Here is a 19,686-nt window from a genome sequence, read left to right as displayed (position 1 = left end):
CGCTGCGGCGTTTCGCCACAACCAGAACCGCCTGAATCCCCGCCGTTTCGTTGCGTCTGCTTCGTCAGCAGCGGAGAAGCGGAACTATAGACATTGAGACGACTCCCGTCAACTACTTTCGCGTTTTTAACGCATATCGCTGGGGAGTCAAACCGCTGAATCAGTAGGTGGGCATCGATACATAGTTCTCGAAACGAGTGCTTTCGCCGCGGAACGTCAAACGGACGGTGCCCGTTGGGCCGTTTCGGTGCTTGCCAACGATCAGTTCAGCCGTCCCTTTGTCGGGAGAGTCGGGGTTATAGATCTCGTCCCGATAGATAAACATGATGATGTCGGCGTCCTGCTCGATTGCGCCCGATTCTCGCAAGTCGGACGCCACTGGCCGCTTGTTGGGACGCTGCTCAAGGCTCCGGTTGAGCTGCGATAGCGCGAAAATCGGCACATTGAGCTCTTTTGCCAGAGATTTGATCGAGCGGGAAATGTCCGACAGCTCCTGAGCACGGTTGTCCGTTTCCTTCAGCGATGTCATCAGCTGAAGGTAGTCGATGACGATCAACCCCAACTTGCCGCACTGGCGGTGCAGACGTCTGCAGCGCGCACGGAGGTCGGTCGGGTTCAAGCCGGGCGTTTCATCGATGAAAATCGGCGCTTCATGGAGCAGGCCAAGCGCCATCGTGAGGTTTTGCCAGTCGTCGTCGGTCAGCCGCCCGCTTCGCAGGCGAGTTTGATCCAGGCGACCGACCGAGGCGATGAATCGCATGGCAAGTTGCGTCGCAGGCATCTCCATAGAGAAGATCGCCACTGGCAGCTTCGAGTGAATGGCGACGTTCTCGGCAACGTTGAGTGCGAAAGTCGTCTTACCCATACCAGGACGACCGGCGACGACAATCATGTCGCTACCGTGCAAGCCGGACATCTTCTCGTCGAGATCGACAAGCCCGTAAGGAATGCCCGTCACCTCATCCGGATCGTCCCGGTCATAGAGTTCCTGAATGCGGTCGACAACCTGCCCAAGCACCGGTTGTATCGGAACAAACCCGGAAGCATTACGGGCTCCACTCTCGGCGATCTCAAAAATCTTCGCTTCCGCCTGATCCAGCAGGTCCTTCGCGTCACGACCCGCCGGCGCCAATGCGTTGGCTGCGATTTCATCCCCGATAGTCACCAGCCGCCGAAGGATGCACCGCTCGCGGATGATTTCCGCATAGCGGCGGATGTTCGCCGCGGAAGGTGTGTTGTTGGCAATCTCGGCAAGATAGGCCAAGCCGCCGACCTGCCCGGCCTCCGCGGATTTGTCGAGCGACTCGAAGACCGTCACAACGTCGGCCGGTTTGCCTTGTTCAACGAGCGTAGCGATGTGTCGGAAGATCCGGCGATGGTCGTCGCGGTAGAAGTCGGTCTCGTTGACGAGATCGGCGATCCGGTCCCACGCCTCGTTGTCCAGCAAAAGGCCGCCAATCAGCGACTGCTCCGCTTCGATCGAGTGTGGGGGAAGCTTGAGTTTCGCAAGCTGAGGATCGAACGGCGGGCTGACGGGGCTGAACTGGGACATGTGATACCTCTGGTCGAGGGGCGATTCTATCGAAGCAGCGCCGTGCTGACTCAGAAATGAAAAAGGCCCGCAAGCGGGCCTTTTGATACAACGGAGATGTCGTTACTGCTGCTGTTGCTGCTGAGCTTCGGCCTCAACTGCCTTCAGGCTCAGGCGAATCTTGCCCTTGTCGTCAGTCTCGATGACTTTGACGCGGACGACCTGCCCTTCCTTGAGGTAGTCGGAGACGTTTTCGACCCGCTTGTTCGCAATTTGCGATACGTGCAGCAGCCCATCGCGACCCGGCATGATGTTCACAATCGCACCGAACTCGAGGATCTTCAGAACCGGACCCTCGTAGATCTTGCCGATCTCTACATCTGCAGCGATCGCTTCGATCTTGCTCTTCGCCAGCTCCGCCTTTGCGCCATCGGCAGAGGCGATCGTCACAGTACCGTCGTCCTGGATGTCGATGACGGTGCCGGTCTCCTCGGTAAGCGCACGAATCACAGCACCACCCTTGCCGATCACATCACGGATCTTCTCCGGGTTGATCTTGATGGTCAGAAGGCGAGGCGCGAATTCCGACAGTTCGGTCCGATGCCCACCCATCGCCTGTTTCATCAGCTCGAGGATGTGCAGGCGGCCTTCGCGCGCTTGCTCAAGCGCCTTCTTCATGATGGCCGGGTTGATCGAATCGATCTTCAGGTCCATCTGCAGCGCGGTGACGCCATTCTCGGTGCCGGCGACCTTGAAGTCCATGTCGCCAAGGTGATCTTCATCGCCGAGGATGTCGGTCAGTACGGCAAACCGGTTGCCGTCCTTGATCAGGCCCATGGCGATGCCCGCCACGTGGTTCTTCAGGGGAACACCCGCGTCCATCATCGCCAGCGAACCACCGCACACCGAGGCCATCGAGGACGACCCGTTCGATTCGGTGATCTCCGACACGACACGCATGGTGTAGCTGAACTCGTTGTCCGCCGGCAGCGCGGCAACGAGTGCGCGCTTGGCAAGACGGCCATGGCCGATTTCGCGACGCTTTGGCGCGCCGACACGGCCGGTTTCGCCGGTCGCAAACGGCGGGAAGTTGTAGTGGAGCATGAAACGCTCCTTGTACTCGCCCGCGATGGCATCAATGATCTGCTCGTCACGACCGGTGCCCAGCGTGGCAACCACCAGCGCCTGAGTCTCGCCGCGGGTGAAGAGCGCCGAGCCGTGGGTACGCGGCAAGACGCCGGTGCGAATGGTGATCGGGCGTACGGTGCGCGTATCGCGACCATCGATCCGCGGTTCGCCGTTCAGGATCCGGTTGCGCACGATGCGCGACTCCAGACCGAACAGCAGATCCTTGATCTGAGCGTCGGTCGGCGCGCCCTCTTCGCTCGTCGCCAAGGCGGAAATCGTCGCGGCGGTGACTTCCTTGATGCGGTCGCTGCGCTGCTGCTTCGAGGTGATGCTGAAGGCCTCGGTCAGACCAGCGAGTGCGAGTTCTTCAACCTTTGCCGCAAGCGTTTCATTCTTGGCGGGCGGCTGCCAGTCCCACTCCGGCTTGCCAGCCTCGTCGGTGAACTCATTGATGGCCGCAATGACTGCCTGCATCTGCTGGTGGCCATAGACCACTGCACCCAGCATGACATCTTCAGACAGTTCGCTGGCTTCGGACTCGACCATCATCACGCCAACTTCGGTACCGGCAACCACCAGGTTCATCTGGCTGGTCTGCAACTGGGTCACGGTCGGATTGAGGATGTACTGGCCGTCCGCGTAACCCACGCGGCACGCACCAATCGGCCCCTGGAACGGTACGCCCGACAGCGACAGCGCGGCGGACGCGCCAATCATTGCAGGAATGTCTGCGTCGACTTCCGGGTTCTGCGACAGCACGGTCACGACAACCTGGATTTCGTTGTAGAAACCGTCCGGGAACAGCGGGCGGATCGGGCGATCGATGAGACGCGAGGTCAGCGTCTCTTTTTCGGTCGGGCGACCTTCACGCTTGAAGAAGCCGCCGGGGATACGGCCCGCAGCGTAGAACTTCTCCATGTAGTCGACGGTGAGCGGGAAGAAATCTTGACCCGGCTTCGGGTTCTTTGCAGCAACAACAGTTGCCAGTACGACGGTATCTTCAACCGTAACAACCACTGCACCATGAGCCTGGCGCGCGATCTCACCGGTTTCCATGGTGACGGTCTGGTTGCCGTAAGCGAAAGTCTTCTTGATCGGGGTAGGCAGCAAGGGAATTCCTTTCAGTCTGCCCGCCGCGCGGCAACATTTGCGGACGTCTTCCGCATGGCAGCGCAACGGAGCGTAAATGGAACAATGCCGGCGTGGCCCGTAGGGCTCGCCGGCATTGCGTATTCAGCCGAACCGCGGGAAATGCGTCGTGATCACGGCTGACAGCCGTCGATTACTTGCGCAGGCCCAGGCGTTCGATGACGCTGCGATAGCGGTCAACTTCCTTGCGCTTCAGGTAGTCCAGCAGCTTGCGACGCTGGCTGACCAGCGCGAGCAGGCCGCGGCGGGAATGGTGATCCTTGACGTGGGTCTTGAAGTGACCGGTCAGGTCGTTGATACGCGCGGTGAGCAGCGCGATCTGAACTTCGGGCGAACCGGTGTCGCCCTTGGCGCGCTGGAAATCAGCAACGATTTGCGCCTTTTGTGCGGTAACAATAGCCATCTCTTAATCCAGTTATCTGTGCGTTCGGTCGAGCCGCGCATTATAGCGGCGGATTTTCATTTACATCAAGCACCTGCGGCTGTTGCAATCAGCCTGCGCGGGGCAAGACGGCCGTCGACGTCGACCCGGCCAAGACCGAGAAAACGCCCTTCGGCAAATACACGGCACTCCGTCGCGCCTGGCGGCAGCGGGGCAGCGACAGCCTGGCCGTGCAAGAAACTGCCTGCAGCGTCCGGAGCAAGCGGAACTTCAGGCAAATGAGAGACAAGCAGGTCAGCCGATCGCAGCGCGAGCGCGCGGGCATCCTCGCCAGATTCAAGTTGCAGCAACGGCACGGAAGACTCGATGCCGAAAGGGCCGATCGCGGTGCGCCTCAACGCGACAAGATGCGCGCCGCATCCCAGGCGCTCTCCGATATCTTCTGCGAGCGTGCGGATGTAGGTACCCTTGCTGCAGCGTACGGCCAGGTCGAATTCGTCGCCCTCGAGCGGCCCCGCCGATATCTCGTGGATGGTGACCTGCCGCGGCGCACGTTCGAGCGTGACTCCGTCTCTCGCATACTCGTACAGCGCCTTGCCATCGCGCTTGAGCGCGGAGTACATCGGCGGAATCTGCTCGATTTCGCCCGAGAATTGCGCCACCACACCGGACACAGCTTCGTCGTCGGCAAGTACCGGTCGTACGTTCAGCACTTCGCCTTCCGCGTCAGCCGTCGTCGTCGTCACACCAAGTTTGACGCGTGCCACATAGGATTTGTCGGCATCAAGCAGCATCTGGCTGAACTTCGTCGCCTCACCAAGGCAGAGCGGCAACAGTCCGCTCGCCAGCGGGTCGAGGGTGCCGGTGTGGCCTCCCTTCGCCGCGTTGTAGAGCCGCCGTACCGTCTGCAAAGCCGCGTTGGAGCTCATCCCGCACGGCTTGTCGAGCAGAACAACGCCGTCCACTTTCTGGCGCGGCGCTCTCGGAAGACGACTCGCGCTCATGCGCTGGGGTTCTCGTCCGCAGGCGGCACATCGATTTCGTCGTCACCGGAAATGTCGGCGCTATGGGCTGCGTCGCTGCGCACAGCCGCGTCAATCAAGGCAGAGAGCTGGGCGCCACGTTCGACCGAACGGTCATACACCCAGTGCAGATCCGGGATCGTGTGGATGCGAATTCGCCGACCGAGTTCGCGACGCAGAAAGCCGCTCGCGCGGCGCAAGCCTTGCGCGAGTTCGGGTACCGCCCGCTCGCCTTCCATCGTCGTGAAGAACACTTTGGCGTGCGAGTAATCCGGGCTCACCTCCACCGAGGTCAGCGTGACAAATCCGACCCGGGGATCCTTGACCTCCATGCGGATCAATTCGGCAAGTTCGCGGCGGATTTGCTCGGCAACCCGATCGCCACGTGAAAACGTCTTTGCCATACAGCTACTCCTGCCCTCTCGCGAGAGGCGTCAAACACAACGGGCCCCGTCACGGGGCCCGTCGGCACTCCACCGCGACGCGGATCAGAGCGTACGTGCGATTTCCTGGATCTCGTACACTTCCAGGTGATCGCCTTCCATGATGTCGTTGAAGTTCTTGATCTGCAGACCGCACTCGAAGCCGAACTTCACTTCCTTGACGTCGTCCTTGAACCGCTTGAGCGACTCGAGTTCGCCGTCGTGAACCACGACATTGTTGCGCAGTACCCGCACGCGGGCGTTGCGCTTGACGTTGCCATCCAGCACGTAACAGCCCGCAACCGCACCGACCTTCGAGATGCGGAAAACCTGGCGGATTTCCACGGTACCGATGATCTCTTCGCGCTTTTCCGGCGCCAGCATGCCGGACAAGGCTGCCTTCACATCATCGACGGCATCGTAAATGATGTTGTAGTAGCGGATATCGACATCGAAGTTCTCGGCGGTCTTGCGCGCACCCGCATCGGCACGCGTATTGAAGCCGATGATGACGGCCTTCGAGGCCTGCGCGAGGTTGACGTCACTTTCGGTGATGCCGCCGACTGCCGCATGGATGACCTGAACCCGCACCTCTTCGGTAGAGAGCTTGGTAAGCGCGTGAACCAGCGCTTCCTGCGAACCCTGAACGTCGGCCTTGATGATGAGCGGCAGCGATTTGACCTCGCCTTCCTTCATCTGCTCGAACATGTTCTCAAGCTTGGCAGCCTGCTGCTTCGCCAGCTTGACGTCGCGGAACTTGCCCTGACGGAAGAGCGCGATTTCGCGTGCCTTGCGTTCGTCGGCCAGAGCGATTGCGTCGTCGCCTGCAGCCGGCACGTCCGAGAGACCCAGGATCTCGACCGGAATCGAGGGGCCAGCTTCGTTGATCGGCTTGCCATTCTCGTCGAGCATCGCGCGGATCTTGCCGAAAGTTGCACCGGCAAGCACCACATCACCCCGCTTGAGCGTGCCGCTTTGCACCAGCATCGTGGCGACCGGGCCACGCCCCTTGTCGAGACGCGCTTCGATGATCAAGCCCTTGGCAGGCGCTTCGACCGGCGCCGTCAGTTCCAGCACTTCTGCCTGCAGCAAGAGGTTTTCGAGCAGGTCGTCGATGCCCATGCCGGTCTTCGCAGACACCGGCACGAAGGGCGAATCGCCGCCGTACTCTTCAGGAACAACGCCCTCTGCAATCAACTCCTGCTTGACGCGGTCCGGCTGAGCGCCCGGCTTGTCCATCTTGTTGATCGCAACCACGAGCGGGACACCCGCGGCCTTAGCATGGTGGATCGCTTCCTTGGTTTGCGGCATCACGCCATCGTCTGCGGCGACCACCAGAATCACGATGTCCGTCGCCTTCGCACCACGCGCACGCATGGCCGTGAAGGCCTCGTGGCCAGGCGTATCGAGGAAGGTCACGACGCCACGCTCGGTTTCGACGTGGTAAGCGCCAATGTGCTGCGTAATTCCGCCAGCCTCACCCGCGGCCACCTTGGCGCGCCGGATGTGGTCGAGCAACGACGTCTTGCCGTGGTCGACGTGACCCATCACGGTCACCACCGGAGCACGCGGCAACGCCTCGACATCCTTCTGCTGCGATTCGTCGAGCAGAGCTTCCGGATCGTCGAGCTTGGCAGCGATCGCCTGATGCCCCATCTCCTCGACGAGGATCATCGCCGTTTCCTGGTCCAGCACCTGATTGATGGTGACCATCTGACCCAGCTTCATCATCTGCTTGATGAGCTCGGTGGCCTTGATCGCCATCTTGTGCGCCAGATCCGCTACCGAGATCGTCTCGGGCACGTGGACTTCGCGCACGATCGGCTCAGTCGGCGCATGGAAATTGGTGTCCTGCTGCCGGCTGTTGTCCTTGCCATGACGGCCACCACCGCGCGCACCGCGCCAACCGGCAGCACCGCCGCCAGCGTCTCCGCGCGTCTTGATCTGACGGCGCTTCGAATCATCCTCGCGCTCGTTTTTCTTGGCGGGAGCCTTCTTCTCTTCCTTGGCGCCTTCGGCCTTGACCGGCTTGTGCAGCGTGCCGGATTTTCCTGCTGGCGCAGCTGCGGCAGGAGCCGGCTGGCGCGCTTTTTCCGCAGCCTCAAGCGCACGCTGGCGGGCGGCCTCTTCGTCGGCTTTCTTGCGAGCTTCCCGCGCCTGCTTCAAGCGCAATTCTTCTGCCTGAATACGGGCGAGTTCGGCGGCACGACGCGCTTCGCGTTCACGAACCGCGCGCTCTTCGGGCGAAAGCATGTCCTGAATCGAACGCTGCACCGGGGTCGCTTCTGCAGCCGGCTGCGGCGCTGGCGCCTCGATGCTCTCAGGTTCGGCGACCGCGATTTCAGGTTCCGGCGCGGGCTCGGGCTCGACAACGGGCTCAGGCTCAACCGCAAGCACGGGCTCAGGCTCTGCGACCGGTACCGGCTCAGGTTCGGCAGCAGGCACAGCCACCTCGGCGAACACCTCATGCTCGATTTCAGCAGGAGCCTCGAGTTCAGCGACCACCGAGTGATCGAGTGCCTCGTCCGACTCTGCGTGCCCCATGCCTTCGGCGACCAGTTCGGAAGGATCGCGTTTGACGAAAACGCGCTTCTTGCGCACCTCGACCTGAATCGTACGGGCCTTGCCGGTCGAATCCGACGCCTTGATTTCCGAAGTCTGCTTGCGCGTCAGGGTGATCTTCGCCTTGGGCGCGGTCTCACCGTGAGAGCGGCGCAGGTAATCTAGCAAACGCGCCTTGTCAGTCTCGCTGACCGAGTCGCTTTCGCTCGATTTCGAAACGCCGGCTTTCTGCAATTGTTCAAGCAATACGGATGCAGGCATCCTCAGCTCGCTGGCGAACTGCGCCACGCTCATTTCTGCCATAACCGAAACAACCTCCGTCTTACTCGAACCAGTGCGCCCGGGCCTTGGTAATCAGGGCCTTCGCACTTTCGTCGGTGATACCCGCGATTTCAGTCAGCTCATCGACGGCAAGGTCGGCAAGATCGTCACGGGTTTTAACGCCAGCGCGCGCCAGTTTGGCGGCGAGTGGCTTGTCCATGCCTTCGAGTGCCAGCAGGTCTTCAGCGACCTGCTCGAGTTGCTCCTCGCTGACGATGGCTTCGGTCAGCAGAACATTGCGGGCACGTGTCCGCAGTTCGTTGACCGTCTCTTCGTCAAAGGCTTCGATTTCCAGCATTTCAGATAGCGGGACGTAGGCGATTTCCTCAAGGGAAGTAAAGCCTTCGTCGATCAGGATGTCGGCAACTTCGCTATCGACATCCAGTTTCTCGGTAAATGCGTTGCGCAGACGGCCACGCTCGGCCTCGCTCTTCTGCGCGCTCTCTTCCACCGTCATCAGGTTGATCTGCCAGCCCGTCAACTCGGAAGCCAGCTTGACGTTCTGGCCGCCACGGCCAATGGCAATTGCGAGATTGCTCTCGTCGACCACCACATCCATCGCATGCGCCTCTTCGTCGACCACGATCGAAGAGACTTCGGCCGGTGCGAGCGCCTTGATGACGAATTCAGCCGGGTCGGCCGACCACAAGACGATGTCGATGTTTTCGCCGCCGAGTTCGTTACGAACCGCGGTGACACGCGAGCCACGCAAGCCGACGCAGGTGCCGATTGGATCGATGCGGGCATCGTTTGCTTTCACGGCAATCTTGGAACGCATGCCGGGGTCGCGGGCGCAGGCCTTGATCTCCAGCAGCCCATCTTCCATTTCCGGCACTTCGAGCTCGAACAGCTTGATGACAAATTCCGGTGCCGTGCGCGACAGGATCAGCTGGGGGCCGCGCGCGCCGCGCGAGATTTCTTTCAGGAAGGCACGCGTGCGGTCGCCGACGCGCAGGTTTTCCTTGGGCACCATCTGATCCTTGGGCAGCACAGCTTCAAGGCGCCCGACTTCGACGATCGCGTTGCCACGCTCCATCCGCTTGATGTTGCCGGTGACCAGATGCTCACCGCGCTCGAGGAAGTCGTTGAGGATCTGCTCACGTTCAGCATCGCGGATACGCTGCAGGATCACCTGCTTGGCCGCCTGCGCACCGATACGACCGAAGTCGATCGGCTCCAGCGCCTCTTCGACATATTCGCCAACCTGGATGTCCGGAAACTGTTCGCGCGCGTCGATGATGCCCATTTCGGACTCATCGTTCGTCACCTCGGCATCCGGAAGAACCACCCAGCGACGCACTGCTTCGTGCTCGCCGGTTTCGCGATCGATCGTTACGCGCACATCGGAATCGTCATGAATGCGCTTCTTGGTGGCAGAGGCCAGCGCAGATTCCAGCGCCTGGAACACGATCTCTTTTGAAACGTTCTTCTCGCGCGACAGCGCGTCGACAAGCAGCAACACCTCGCGGCTCATTGCATCAACCCCTCAACTCTCTCAAAACTTGGGAACAATCCGCGCCCGCTCGATATCGTCGAACGCGAACCGTTGCTCACCTGTTGCAGTTGCCAGAACCACGGTATCGCCCTCGACACCGTGCAGAGCACCAGTGAAATTGCGCTGGTTGCCGACCGGAATCCGCACGCGCATCTGAACCTGCTCGCCAACGAAGCGCTCAAAATGCGCCAGTTTGGTCAAAGGACGATCAAGCCCGGGCGACGAGACTTCCAGCCGGTCGTAGTCGATGTTCTCGACTTCGAAAAGGCGCGTCAGCTGGTTGCTGACCGTTGCGCAATCATCGACATCGATACCGTCGGGCTTGTCGATAAAGACACGCAGCAGCCGCCCGCGCGGTGACGATTCGATGTCGATCACCTCGAAGCCCAAGCCCTCTGCCGTCTTTTCAATCAGTTGTTTCAGATCCATGCGCCGCTAGAAACAAAAAGTGGGCGTAATGCCCACTCTAGAAAAACCGAACGCGGCCACATAAGCGGCCGCCAGATCGTATAACCGGCGAGAGTTTATCAGACCTCGCGGCCCAGGTAAATCAGTTCACTCAGCAACCGGCGGCTTGCGTGGCCGACGCCCGCGACCGCCCGAGCGCTTGCGGGCTGCCTGCTCACCGTCTGGCTTCGATGACACGCCTTCGACGCCGGGCGGGACACCTTCGCCGGCGGGTTTCGGCGGCCGTGGCGCGCCCTGCGGCCGTTTCGGTTTGCCAGATCGGGGACGCCGCCGTTCGCCATTGCCAGACTCCGCACGCCCACCGTCGCCGGCCGGCACATCGGGCCTCGCATCGCCACCAGGCATTCCATCGCCCGCCTTGCGCTGTGGTCGACCACCGTTGCCGCGCGGCCGCTGTTCGCCCGCCTGCGGCGCGCCGCGGCGGCGAGGGCCACTGCCAGCTCCGGGCTTGGGGCCACGACCCGCCGGACGCGGTGGCGCGCCGATATCCGCCAGCGGACGCACACCGGGCACCTTCAACCGCTGCGCCTTGGCCCACGCCTCCGCATCTTCGGCCTCCATATCGGCCTCGAGCTGGTGTTCGTCCGGCTCGGCGAACGGCGACTCCGGCTCTACGACTTCGGGAAGTGCCGCCATCAGGGCACGCACGTCGGCGTCGGACATTTCAGCCCAGGCACCCCGCTTGAGTTGGCGCGGCAATTGCACCGGGCCGTAACGAACACGCATGAGCCGGCTCACCGTGAGGCCGACCGCTTCGAACATGCGGCGCACCTCGCGGTTGCGACCTTCGGAGATCGTGACGCGGTACCAGTGATTGCTACCCTCGCCACCACCGTCGTGCAGCGAGTTGAAGCGCGCCTCGCCATCCTCCAGCGCAACGCCGGTCGTCAGCGTCGCTTGCTGCTCCTCGGTCAGTTCGCCGATCACTCGCACCGCGTACTCGCGTTCGAGCTCGTAGCGCGGATGCATCATGCGGTTGGCAAGATCGCCGTTGCTGGTGAACAGCAACAGCCCGGAAGTATTGAAATCGAGCCGGCCAATTGCGATCCAGCGACCGCGATTGAGCACCGGCAGGCGTTCGAACACGGTAGGGCGGCCTTCCGGGTCGTCGCGGCTGACGATTTCGCCCTCGGGCTTGTGGTACATGAGCACGCGCGGAGCGCGTTCGGTGAAGCGGATGTTCACCAGCTTGCCATTGATCTTGATGCGGTCGCCCGGGCCGATCTTCTGACCCACGCCCGCTGGCAGGCCATTTACGCTGATGCGCCCGGCGATGATCCATTCTTCCAGTTCGCGGCGCGAACCGTAGCCCGCCTCGGCGAGCAGTTTGTGCAGGCGCTGCGGCTCGTAAGCCTCGGCTTGCGCCTTGACGCCACGGCCACGACGGCCGGCCGGTGCGTTGTCATTCCGCCGCGGCGGGCGCGGCTTGCGTTGCGGTATCGACAAGGTCCATCACCTTTTCAATTTCGGCCAGAGGCGGCAGCTCGGTGAGGCTGCGCAGGCCCAGTTCATCCAGGAATCGTCGCGTCGTGGCATACAACCCCGGGCGGCCCGGTGTTTCGCGATGGCCAACAACGTCGACCCAGCCACGTGATTCCAGCGTCTTCAGTACGTTCGGAGATACGGCAACACCGCGAATATCTTCAATGTCGCCACGCGTGACCGGTTGCCGGTAGGCGATGATCGCCAGGGTTTCCAGTACTGCACGCGAATACTTCGGCGGTTTCTGTTCGCGCAACCGGTCGAGATAGGGTTGGTATTCCGCACGGGTGCGAAACCGCCAGCCAGTCGCCAGTTGAACCAGTTCGGCGCCGCGATCATTCCAGCGCTCACGCAAGGCTTCGAGCAGACGGCGGATCAGGTCCGCTTCCAGCTGGTCGTCGAAGAGCCTGCGCAGCTCGGCCATTGCGAGCGGTTCGGCGGCAGCCAACAAGGCCGCCTCAAGCACGCGCAAGGCAAGTTCGAAGTCTATCGAATCTTCGGTCGGGACCGAAATATTCGAGTCAATCGGCATCCGAGGTGTTAAGTCTGACATAAATTGGCTCCAAGGGTGCCACCTGGCTGACCACAACGAGGCGCTCCTTGACCAGTTCCAGCACGGCGAGAAAGCTGACCACCAGCATCGGCACCCCGGCGTCGTGATCGAAAAGCGCTTCGAACGGCTGAAATTGGCCGCCACCGAGCTGGCGCATGATCGTCGTCATGCGCTCGCGCACCGACAGTTCTTCGCGCTTGATCGTGTGGTGCCGCATCAGCTTGGCTTTGCGTACCAAGCCGAGCCAGGCCGCCTGCAGATCATGAAGACTGACCTCGGGGAGACGCTCGGCGACCTTTTCCGCCACCCATACTGTCACCCACTCATAGTCCCGCTCGACTCGCGGCAACGCATCGAGTCGCGCGCCGGCGAGCTTCATCTGCTCGTATTCGAGCAGGCGACGCACCAACTCCGCACGCGGGTCTTCCTCTTCACCTTCCGCTTCGTGTTTGGGACGCGGCAACAGCATGCGCGACTTGATCTCCAGCAGCATCGCCGCCATCAACAGGTATTCGGCCGCGAGTTCGAGATTGCCCCGCCGCATCGCCTCGACATACTTCAGATATTGCGCGGTGAGCGGCGCCATCGGAATGTCGAGGACGTTGATGTTCGCCTTGCGGATCAGGTAGAGCAGCAGGTCGAGCGGCCCTTCGAAAGCCTCGAGGAACACCTGCAGCGCATCGGGCGGGATGTAGAGATCCTTCGGCAGCTCGAACAGGGATTCGCCGTAGATGCGCGCCAGCGCGGGCGGCAGCCCCTCGTCATGGGGGCGCAGGTCGAGCGCGAGATCGGCTTCGCTCACGATTCGCCCGCTCGCCTCAGCTGTAGTCGAGGCCCATGGCCTCGCGAACGTCACGCATGGTTTCCTGCGCCAGCTTGCGCGCACGTTCGCAACCGTCGGCGATGATGTTGCGCACCAGCGCCGGATCGTCGAGGTAGCGCTGCGCGCGTTCGCTCATCACCGACTGCTCGGCGACCACCGCGTCAATCACAGGTTGCTTGCAATCGAGGCAGCCTATGCCTGCCGAACGGCACCCCTGCTGCACCCAACCGCGCGTTGCATCGTCCGAGTAGAGCACATGGAACTGCCACACCGGGCAGTTTTCAGGATTGCCGGGGTCGGTGCGCCGCGCGCGCGCCGGGTCGGTTTTCATCGTGCGGATCTTGCGCTCGATCGATGCCGCCTCTTCGCGCAGGAAGATCGTGTTGTTGTAAGACTTCGACATCTTCTGCCCGTCCAACCCGCCCAGCCGGCAGGCTTCGGTCAGACGCGCCTCAGGTTCGGCAAGGATCACCTTGCCGCCGCCTTCGAGATAACCGAAAAGGCGCTCGCGATCGCCATGCGACAGGCTCTGGCATTCGTCGATCACCGCCTGCGCCTGCTCCAGCGCCTCGACATCGCCTTCCTGCTGGAATCGCACGCGCAGTTCCTCGTACAAACGCCCGCGTTTGCTGCCAAGCTGCCGCAGCGCCTCGCGTGCCTTGTTCTCAAAACCCGGTTCGCGGCCATAGAGGTGATTGAAGCGGCGCGCGATCTCGCGCGTCAGTTCGATATGCGGCACCTGATCCTCACCCACCGGCACATGGCTCGCGCGGTAGATCAGGATGTCGGCGCTCTGCAGCAACGGATAGCCAAGAAAGCCGTAGGTCGAGAGATCCTTGTGCGAAAGGCGCTCCTGCTGGTCCTTGTAGGTTGGCACCCGCTCCAGCCAGCCCTGCGGCGTCATCATCGACAGCAGCAGATGCAGCTCGGCATGCTCCAGCACCCGGCTTTGCAGGAACAGCGTGCTCTGGTTCGGATCGACGCCGGCAGCGAGCCAGTCGATCACCATGTCCCACACGCTCTCGGCGATGACCTTCGGGTCGTCGTAGCTGGTGGTCAGTGCGTGCCAGTCGGCGACGAAGAAGAAACAGGGCAGTTCGGTCTGCAGCGCGACCCAGTTCTTGAGTACGCCGTGATAGTGACCGAGGTGCAGGCGCCCGGTCGGGCGCATGCCGGAAAGAACGCGATCCGGGTACACGCGTTCAGGCTCCGGTCAGGGCCATGATGATGGCCTTGAGCGGTGCGATCAGCGGCCACACCAGGTAATCGAGCACACGCAGGTAAAGCAGGGCGATCAGGATCATGAAACCGTAGCGTTCAAGCTGCGCGAAACGATACGCCAGGGGCGCCGGCAGCAGGCTGATCGCGATACGGCCACCGTCGAGCGGCGGGATGGGTAGAAGGTTGAGCAGCATCAGCGCCAGATTCACCATGATGCCGGCGACACCCATCTGATAGAAGAGATCGCCGCCGTATCCGTCGAGCGCGTTCTGCAATCCCAGCATCAGGCCCCAGCCGAATGCCTGCGCGAGGTTCGCGGCGGGCCCCGCCGCCGCCACCCACAGCATGTCACGCTTGGGATGACGCAATCGGCCGAAATCAACGGGCACCGCCTTGGCCCAGCCGAAAGGCGGAAAGCTTGCGCCGGTCACAAGGTTGAGTAGCACGATCCCGAACGGGACTGCGATGGTGCCGACCGGATCGATATGGCGCAGCGGATTGAGGCTGATGCGGCCGGCGAGGAACGCCGTCGGGTCGCCGAAATGCCTGGCTGCATAGCCGTGCGCGGCCTCGTGCAGGGTAATCGCAAGCAAGACAGGGAACGCCCAAACCAGAATCGTCAGGACGATGTCCATGGCCCGTTAAGTGTCTGGAAAACCGCAGTCTAGCAGACGCCTCAATCGTCCAGCCCGAGCGGGCCGAGCGGGCCCAGCCCGCGGCGGATCACCTCGGGCGCGCCGCCAGTGAGGTCGACAACCGTGGTCGCCTCCGGGCCGCAACCACCTGCCTCGATCACCAGATCCACCAGCTTTTCGAGGCGCTCACGGATCTCCTCGGCATCGGTGAGCGGCAAATCATCGCCGGGCAGGATCAGCGTCGAGGTCAGCATGGGCTCGTTGAGTTCACCCAGCAGCGCCGCCACGACCGGATGCGACGGGCAGCGGATTCCGATCGTCTTGCGCTTGGGATGCAGCACGCGGCGCGGCAGTTCCTTGGTGCCTTCGAGGATGAAGGTGTAGGGGCCGGGCGTCACCGCCTTGAGCAGGCGGTACTGCGCGTTGTCGACCCGCGCGTAATGCGCGATTTCGGAAAGGTCGCGCACCATCAACGTGAGGTGGTGACGGTCGTCCACACCGCGGATGCGACGAATGCGATCGATCAGATGCGCGTCCCCGGTTTGCCCCGCCAGCGCATAGGCGGAATCGGTAGGGAATACGACCAGCCCGCCATCGCGGATGATCTCCGCCGCCTGACGCAACAGGCGGGGCTGGGGGTTCTCGGGGAAAAGCGAAAAGTACTGGGCCACGTTCGCAGACCGCGCAGGAAAGCGCCGATTCTATGCCCGCAGCGCAAGCGCTGTCGCGGGTTTCAGAGTTTCGACCAGACCGGGGTGAGGTCTTCCGGCAACAGATCGGAGCGCCCGAGATCGACGCTGCTCTCGCCCGGGCCGTGAAAATCCGAAGCGCGCGAAGCAAGGAACCCGTAGCGCCGCGCGACCCGCGCAAACTCCAGTGTTGCCTCGCGGTTGTGCGATCCGGACACGACTTCGATCGCGTCGCCGCCAAGCTCGCGAAACCGCAGGAACAGTTCTTCGAGCTCGCGTTTCGAGAGCCGGTAGCGCCCGGGGTGCGCAATCACCGCGAGTCCGCCGGCGGCATGGATCCAGCCGACCGCGTCGTCGAGCGTGGCCCACACATGCTCGACGTAGCCCGGCTTGCCACGCACCAGGTAGTGGTCGAAGACGCTCTTCACATCGCGGGAAACCCCGATTTCCACCAGATAGCGCGCGAAATGCGAACGGCTGACCAGCGCCGGATTGCCTACGTATTTCAAGGCGCCCTGATAGGCGCCGCGAATGCCGATTTCGGCGAGCGCATCGCCCATGCGCGCGGCGCGCCCGTCACGCCCGCCGCGCACCGCGGCGAGCCCTTCGACCAATGCCGGGCAGCGCGGATCGACGCCCAGGCCGACGATGTGCACCGTCTGCTCGCCCCACGAAACCGAAATTTCAACGCCGTCGACGAAGCGGATGCCGGCGCGCACGGCCGCTTCGCGCGCCTCGGTGAGGCCGCCGAGTTCGTCATGATCGGTGAGGGCGAGCATTTCCACGCCGTTGGCGGCGGCGCGTTCGACTACCGCCGCGGGAGAGAGCAAACCGTCGGAAATCGTCGAGTGACAGTGGAGATCAGCATTGATTTGAGACATGACCGAAGTTTACTCCGCCCTATCAATGGGCGCGGAAAAACTCCTCCACGACGCGCGCCAGTTCGTCCGGCTGTTCCAGATGCAGGTTGTGGCCGCTCTCGCGGATCGTCTCGACACGCAGGTCACGGAACATGGTGAGCCGCGCGGTGACTTCGTCGCGGGCAAGGCCGAGTCGTTCCAGCAGCACGCTGTCGTCGGCCAGCACTGCGAGCACAGGCGCCGACACCCGCTGCCACACCGCCGCCACTTCAGCGAAGCGGTACAGCGCCGGGCTGACATGCTTGTGCGCCGGATCGGCGGCCCGTATCACGCCGCCCAAGCCATCTTCCTCGCCGATGTGATGGGCGAGGAATTCAGCGCGCGGCGGGGTGAGGCGCGGATTTTCCAGCCGCAGCTGGCGGGCGAGGCCGCTGAAGTCGGGGTAGCTGCGGAACTGCTCGGGCGTGCGCAGTTGCTGCAGCCATTTTTCCAGCCGCCCCGGCGCTTCGTCCGGCGCGGCGTCACGCAAACCGAAAGCATCCAGCGTCGCCAGCGCGCGCACCCGCGCCGGCCGCACGCCGCCGTACAGGCAGACCAGATTGCCGCCGAGGCTGTGCCCGACGAGGCGCGCCGGCTCGTCCGGCGAATACGCTTCGAGCAAGGCATCGAGGTCAGCGAGGTAGTGGGCGAAGATGTAGCTATCCGGGCTCCATTCGCTCTCGCCAAATCCACGCAGATCGGGCGCGATCACGTCCCAATCGTCACGCAAGGCATCGACGACGAACTGGAACGAGGCCGACACATCCATCCAGCCATGCAGCAGGAAAAGCTTGGGCGCCCCCTGGTTGGGCCAGCGCCGCACGTGCAGGCGCAAGCCGCGCACGTCCAGCCACTCGCTGACGGATTCGCGGCGCGCCGTCCAGGCGGTTTCGGGCACAGACATGGCGGCCTCCGGGCGCGGAAAGCCTAAATGTTATCAGCAGGTTGCCGCGCCCCCGCCCTTCCGGTAGAGTCGCGCCCCTGTTGTTCGGGAGAGCGTCTGCCCTGTGCAGGCCGCCGAAGGCGTAACCCCGGAATCGCTCAGGTATAAGGGACCGGACAACAGTGGAGCAGGCCGCAAGGCGGCTCCGAAAAATCTGGAGAGCAGGTGCGGCCTGACCGCATCCACCGAAGGGGCAGACATACCGGAGCCGGTATGCAATCTCTCAGGTACCAAGGACAGATGGGGCTCGATACGCGTAACACAGCGTATCGGGCCCTTTTGCGTTTTTGGACTAACCTGAATTTGCCACCTTATTTGGCACCTTAGTTGCCAACACTCCGGGAGCCTCACTTGGGCAAGCAGACACCTCTTTTTGACCTCCATGTCGCCGCGGGCGCGAAGATCGTCGACTTCGCAGGCTGGGACATGCCGATCCACTACGGCTCCCAACTCGAAGAGCATCACCAGGTGCGCCGCGACGCCGGCATGTTCGACGTCTCGCACATGCTTCCGGTGGACGTTTCCGGCGCCGGCGCGCAGGCCTTCCTCAGCAAGCTGCTCGCCAACAACATCGGCAAGCTCACGCTGCCTGGCAAGGCGCTGTACTCCTGCATGCTGCAGGACGATGGCGGCGTGGTCGACGACCTGATCACCTACTTCTTCGCGCCGGACGACTACCGCATCGTCGTGAACGCCGGCACCGCCGACAAGGACATCGCGTGGATGCGCACGCAGGCGGCGAAGATGGGCGCCAACGTCACCATCGAATCGCGCCGCGACCTGGCGATGATCGCGGTGCAAGGCCCGAACGCCCGCGCCAAGGCTTGGGCCGCCCTGCCCGGCTCACAAGCCGCCAGCGAAGGCCTAAAGCCCTTCCAGGCCGCCAAGTGGAACGACCTGATGATCTGCCGCACCGGCTACACCGGCGAAGACGGCTTCGAGCTGATCGTGCCGGCGCAACGCGCAGCCGAGATCTGGAAGGCGCTGGAAGCGGCCGGCGTGAAGCCGATCGGCCTGGGCGCGCGCGACACGCTGCGCCTGGAAGCCGGTATGAACCTCTACGGCTCGGACATGGACGAGACGAAGAATCCGCTCGAATCCGGCCTCGCCTGGACGGTGGACTTCACCGAGGGTCGCAACTTCATCGGCCGCGCCGCGCTCGAAGCCTACGATCGCAGCAAGCAGTTGGTGGGTCTGTTGCTCGAAGACCGCGGCGTGCTGCGCGGCCACATGCGCGTCGTCACCCCGCATGGCGAGGGCGAGACGACCAGCGGTTCGTTTGCGCCGTCGATGAACGCCTCGATCGCGTTCGCGCGCGTCCCGGCTGCGGTGCAACTGGGTGACACGGTGGCGGTCGACATCCGCGGCAAGCTGCTGAAGGCGCGCGTCACCAAACTCTCGTTCGTGCGCAACGGCAAGGTACTGTCCTGAGCGACACGACTGCCGGCAGATTCGGGCGATGCATCGCGATGTTTTGACTTCATCCCGGTGCGCGAATGAAGGCTGCGGCGACACTTGATTGGCTTTGAACATCTGAAATTCACTCACAGGAGCGAACACATGAGCACCCCGACCAGCCTGCGCTACACCGAATCGCACGAATGGGTCCGCATGGAGCCGGACGGCACCGTGACCGTCGGCATCACCGACCACGCGCAGAACGCACTGGGCGACGTGGTTTTTCTTGAGCTGCCGGATGTCGGCCGCACGCTGAAGGCCGGCGAGAACTGCGCCATCGTCGAGTCGGTGAAGGCCGCATCCGACATCTACGCCCCGATCGCGGGTGAAGTGATCGAAACCAACCAGGCTGCGGTGGATGCACCGGAATCGGTAAACGCCGACGCCTATGCCGCGTGGCTGTTCAAGCTCAAGCCGGTGAATGCGGACGACGTCACCAAGCTGCTCGACGCGGCCGCCTACGACAAGATCGCCGACGCCTGATTTACGCGTATCGATCTGCT

17 protein-coding genes, 1 pseudogene and 2 riboswitches are annotated in these 19,686 nt (G+C 62.8%); of the genes and pseudogenes, 2 read left to right on the top strand and 16 right to left on the bottom strand.

Going from position 1 to position 19,686, the window contains the following annotated elements; genetic code table 11:
• Positions 1-160: 160 nt before the first annotated feature.
• The 16 genes and pseudogenes from dnaB to GGR36_RS20950 form a co-directional block, all read right to left on the bottom strand.
• Entirely contained in the window at positions 161-1,552 is a 1,392-nt protein-coding gene (gene dnaB, locus GGR36_RS21025; RefSeq protein ID WP_183638307.1) for a replicative DNA helicase, read from the bottom strand.
• 102 nt (positions 1,553-1,654) lie between these two features.
• Positions 1,655-3,766, bottom strand: coding sequence for a polyribonucleotide nucleotidyltransferase (gene pnp, locus GGR36_RS21020; protein WP_183638319.1), 2,112 nt, complete (start codon positions 3,764-3,766; stop codon positions 1,655-1,657).
• A 175-nt stretch (positions 3,767-3,941) separates the two neighbouring features.
• The gene (gene rpsO / locus GGR36_RS21015) at positions 3,942-4,211 is read right to left on the bottom strand and encodes a 30S ribosomal protein S15 (protein ID WP_183638304.1); all 270 of its coding nucleotides are present in this window, start codon (positions 4,209-4,211) and stop codon (positions 3,942-3,944) included.
• A 65-nt stretch (positions 4,212-4,276) separates the two neighbouring features.
• On the bottom strand, positions 4,277-5,194 hold the full coding sequence (gene truB / locus GGR36_RS21010) for a tRNA pseudouridine(55) synthase TruB (protein ID WP_183638301.1): 918 nt from the start codon (positions 5,192-5,194) through the stop codon (positions 4,277-4,279).
• Complete coding sequence (rbfA, locus tag GGR36_RS21005; protein WP_183638298.1) at positions 5,191-5,616, bottom strand: 30S ribosome-binding factor RbfA; 426 nt, start codon at positions 5,614-5,616, stop codon at positions 5,191-5,193. Before rbfA ends, truB begins: the two co-directional genes overlap by 4 nt.
• Before the next feature lie 84 nt (positions 5,617-5,700).
• Positions 5,701-8,499, bottom strand: coding sequence for a translation initiation factor IF-2 (infB, locus tag GGR36_RS21000; protein WP_183638296.1), 2,799 nt, complete (start codon positions 8,497-8,499; stop codon positions 5,701-5,703).
• A 19-nt stretch (positions 8,500-8,518) separates the two neighbouring features.
• On the bottom strand, positions 8,519-9,991 hold the full coding sequence (gene nusA / locus GGR36_RS20995) for a transcription termination factor NusA (protein WP_183638293.1): 1,473 nt from the start codon (positions 9,989-9,991) through the stop codon (positions 8,519-8,521).
• Between the two features lie 21 nt (positions 9,992-10,012).
• A complete protein-coding gene (gene rimP, locus GGR36_RS20990) occupies positions 10,013-10,441 on the bottom strand; it encodes a ribosome maturation factor RimP (protein ID WP_183638290.1) in 429 nt (142 codons plus the stop codon).
• 648 nt (positions 10,442-11,089) lie between these two features.
• Positions 11,090-11,926, bottom strand: a pseudogene (gene rluB, locus GGR36_RS22030) (23S rRNA pseudouridine(2605) synthase RluB); the annotation flags it as partial.
• Positions 11,883-12,494 (bottom strand): SMC-Scp complex subunit ScpB, encoded by a 612-nt coding sequence (scpB, locus tag GGR36_RS20980; RefSeq protein ID WP_207064570.1) that lies wholly within the window; start codon positions 12,492-12,494, stop codon positions 11,883-11,885. The pseudogene rluB and the gene scpB, both read right to left, overlap by 44 nt.
• The gene (locus GGR36_RS20975; protein ID WP_183638281.1) at positions 12,484-13,317 is read right to left on the bottom strand and encodes a segregation/condensation protein A; all 834 of its coding nucleotides are present in this window, start codon (positions 13,315-13,317) and stop codon (positions 12,484-12,486) included. Before GGR36_RS20975 ends, scpB begins: the two co-directional genes overlap by 11 nt.
• A 16-nt stretch (positions 13,318-13,333) precedes the next feature.
• On the bottom strand, positions 13,334-14,536 hold the full coding sequence (locus tag GGR36_RS20970) for a tryptophan--tRNA ligase (protein WP_183638278.1): 1,203 nt from the start codon (positions 14,534-14,536) through the stop codon (positions 13,334-13,336).
• A 4-nt stretch (positions 14,537-14,540) separates the two neighbouring features.
• Positions 14,541-15,194 (bottom strand): site-2 protease family protein, encoded by a 654-nt coding sequence (locus tag GGR36_RS20965; protein WP_183638275.1) that lies wholly within the window; start codon positions 15,192-15,194, stop codon positions 14,541-14,543.
• A 41-nt stretch (positions 15,195-15,235) separates the two neighbouring features.
• The gene (locus GGR36_RS20960) at positions 15,236-15,865 is read right to left on the bottom strand and encodes an L-threonylcarbamoyladenylate synthase (protein WP_183638272.1); all 630 of its coding nucleotides are present in this window, start codon (positions 15,863-15,865) and stop codon (positions 15,236-15,238) included.
• A 62-nt stretch (positions 15,866-15,927) separates the two neighbouring features.
• On the bottom strand, positions 15,928-16,764 hold the full coding sequence (locus GGR36_RS20955) for a 3',5'-nucleoside bisphosphate phosphatase (protein WP_183638269.1): 837 nt from the start codon (positions 16,762-16,764) through the stop codon (positions 15,928-15,930).
• A 22-nt stretch (positions 16,765-16,786) separates the two neighbouring features.
• Positions 16,787-17,686: an alpha/beta fold hydrolase gene (locus GGR36_RS20950; protein ID WP_183638266.1), complete on the bottom strand. Its 900-nt coding sequence runs from the start codon at positions 17,684-17,686 to the stop codon at positions 16,787-16,789.
• 75 nt (positions 17,687-17,761) lie between these two features.
• Positions 17,762-17,850: riboswitch (glycine riboswitch) on the top strand.
• Positions 17,851-17,869: 19 nt separating this feature from the next.
• Positions 17,870-17,975: riboswitch (glycine riboswitch) on the top strand.
• Positions 17,976-18,076: 101 nt separating this feature from the next.
• On the opposite strand from GGR36_RS20950, the gene gcvT reads away from it, so the two are divergent.
• Positions 18,077-19,156, top strand: a complete 1,080-nt coding sequence (gene gcvT, locus GGR36_RS20945; protein WP_183638263.1) for a glycine cleavage system aminomethyltransferase GcvT — start codon at positions 18,077-18,079, stop codon at positions 19,154-19,156.
• 129 nt (positions 19,157-19,285) lie between these two features.
• Complete coding sequence (gene gcvH, locus GGR36_RS20940; protein ID WP_183638260.1) at positions 19,286-19,666, top strand: glycine cleavage system protein GcvH; 381 nt, start codon at positions 19,286-19,288, stop codon at positions 19,664-19,666.
• Positions 19,667-19,686 lie beyond the last annotated feature (20 nt).

The organism is Niveibacterium umoris, assembly GCF_014197015.1.
GTDB lineage: Bacteria > Pseudomonadota > Gammaproteobacteria > Burkholderiales > Rhodocyclaceae > Niveibacterium > Niveibacterium umoris.
Note: the sequence above shows the minus strand (reverse complement) of the source record. Positions and strands in the feature narration are given on the sequence as shown.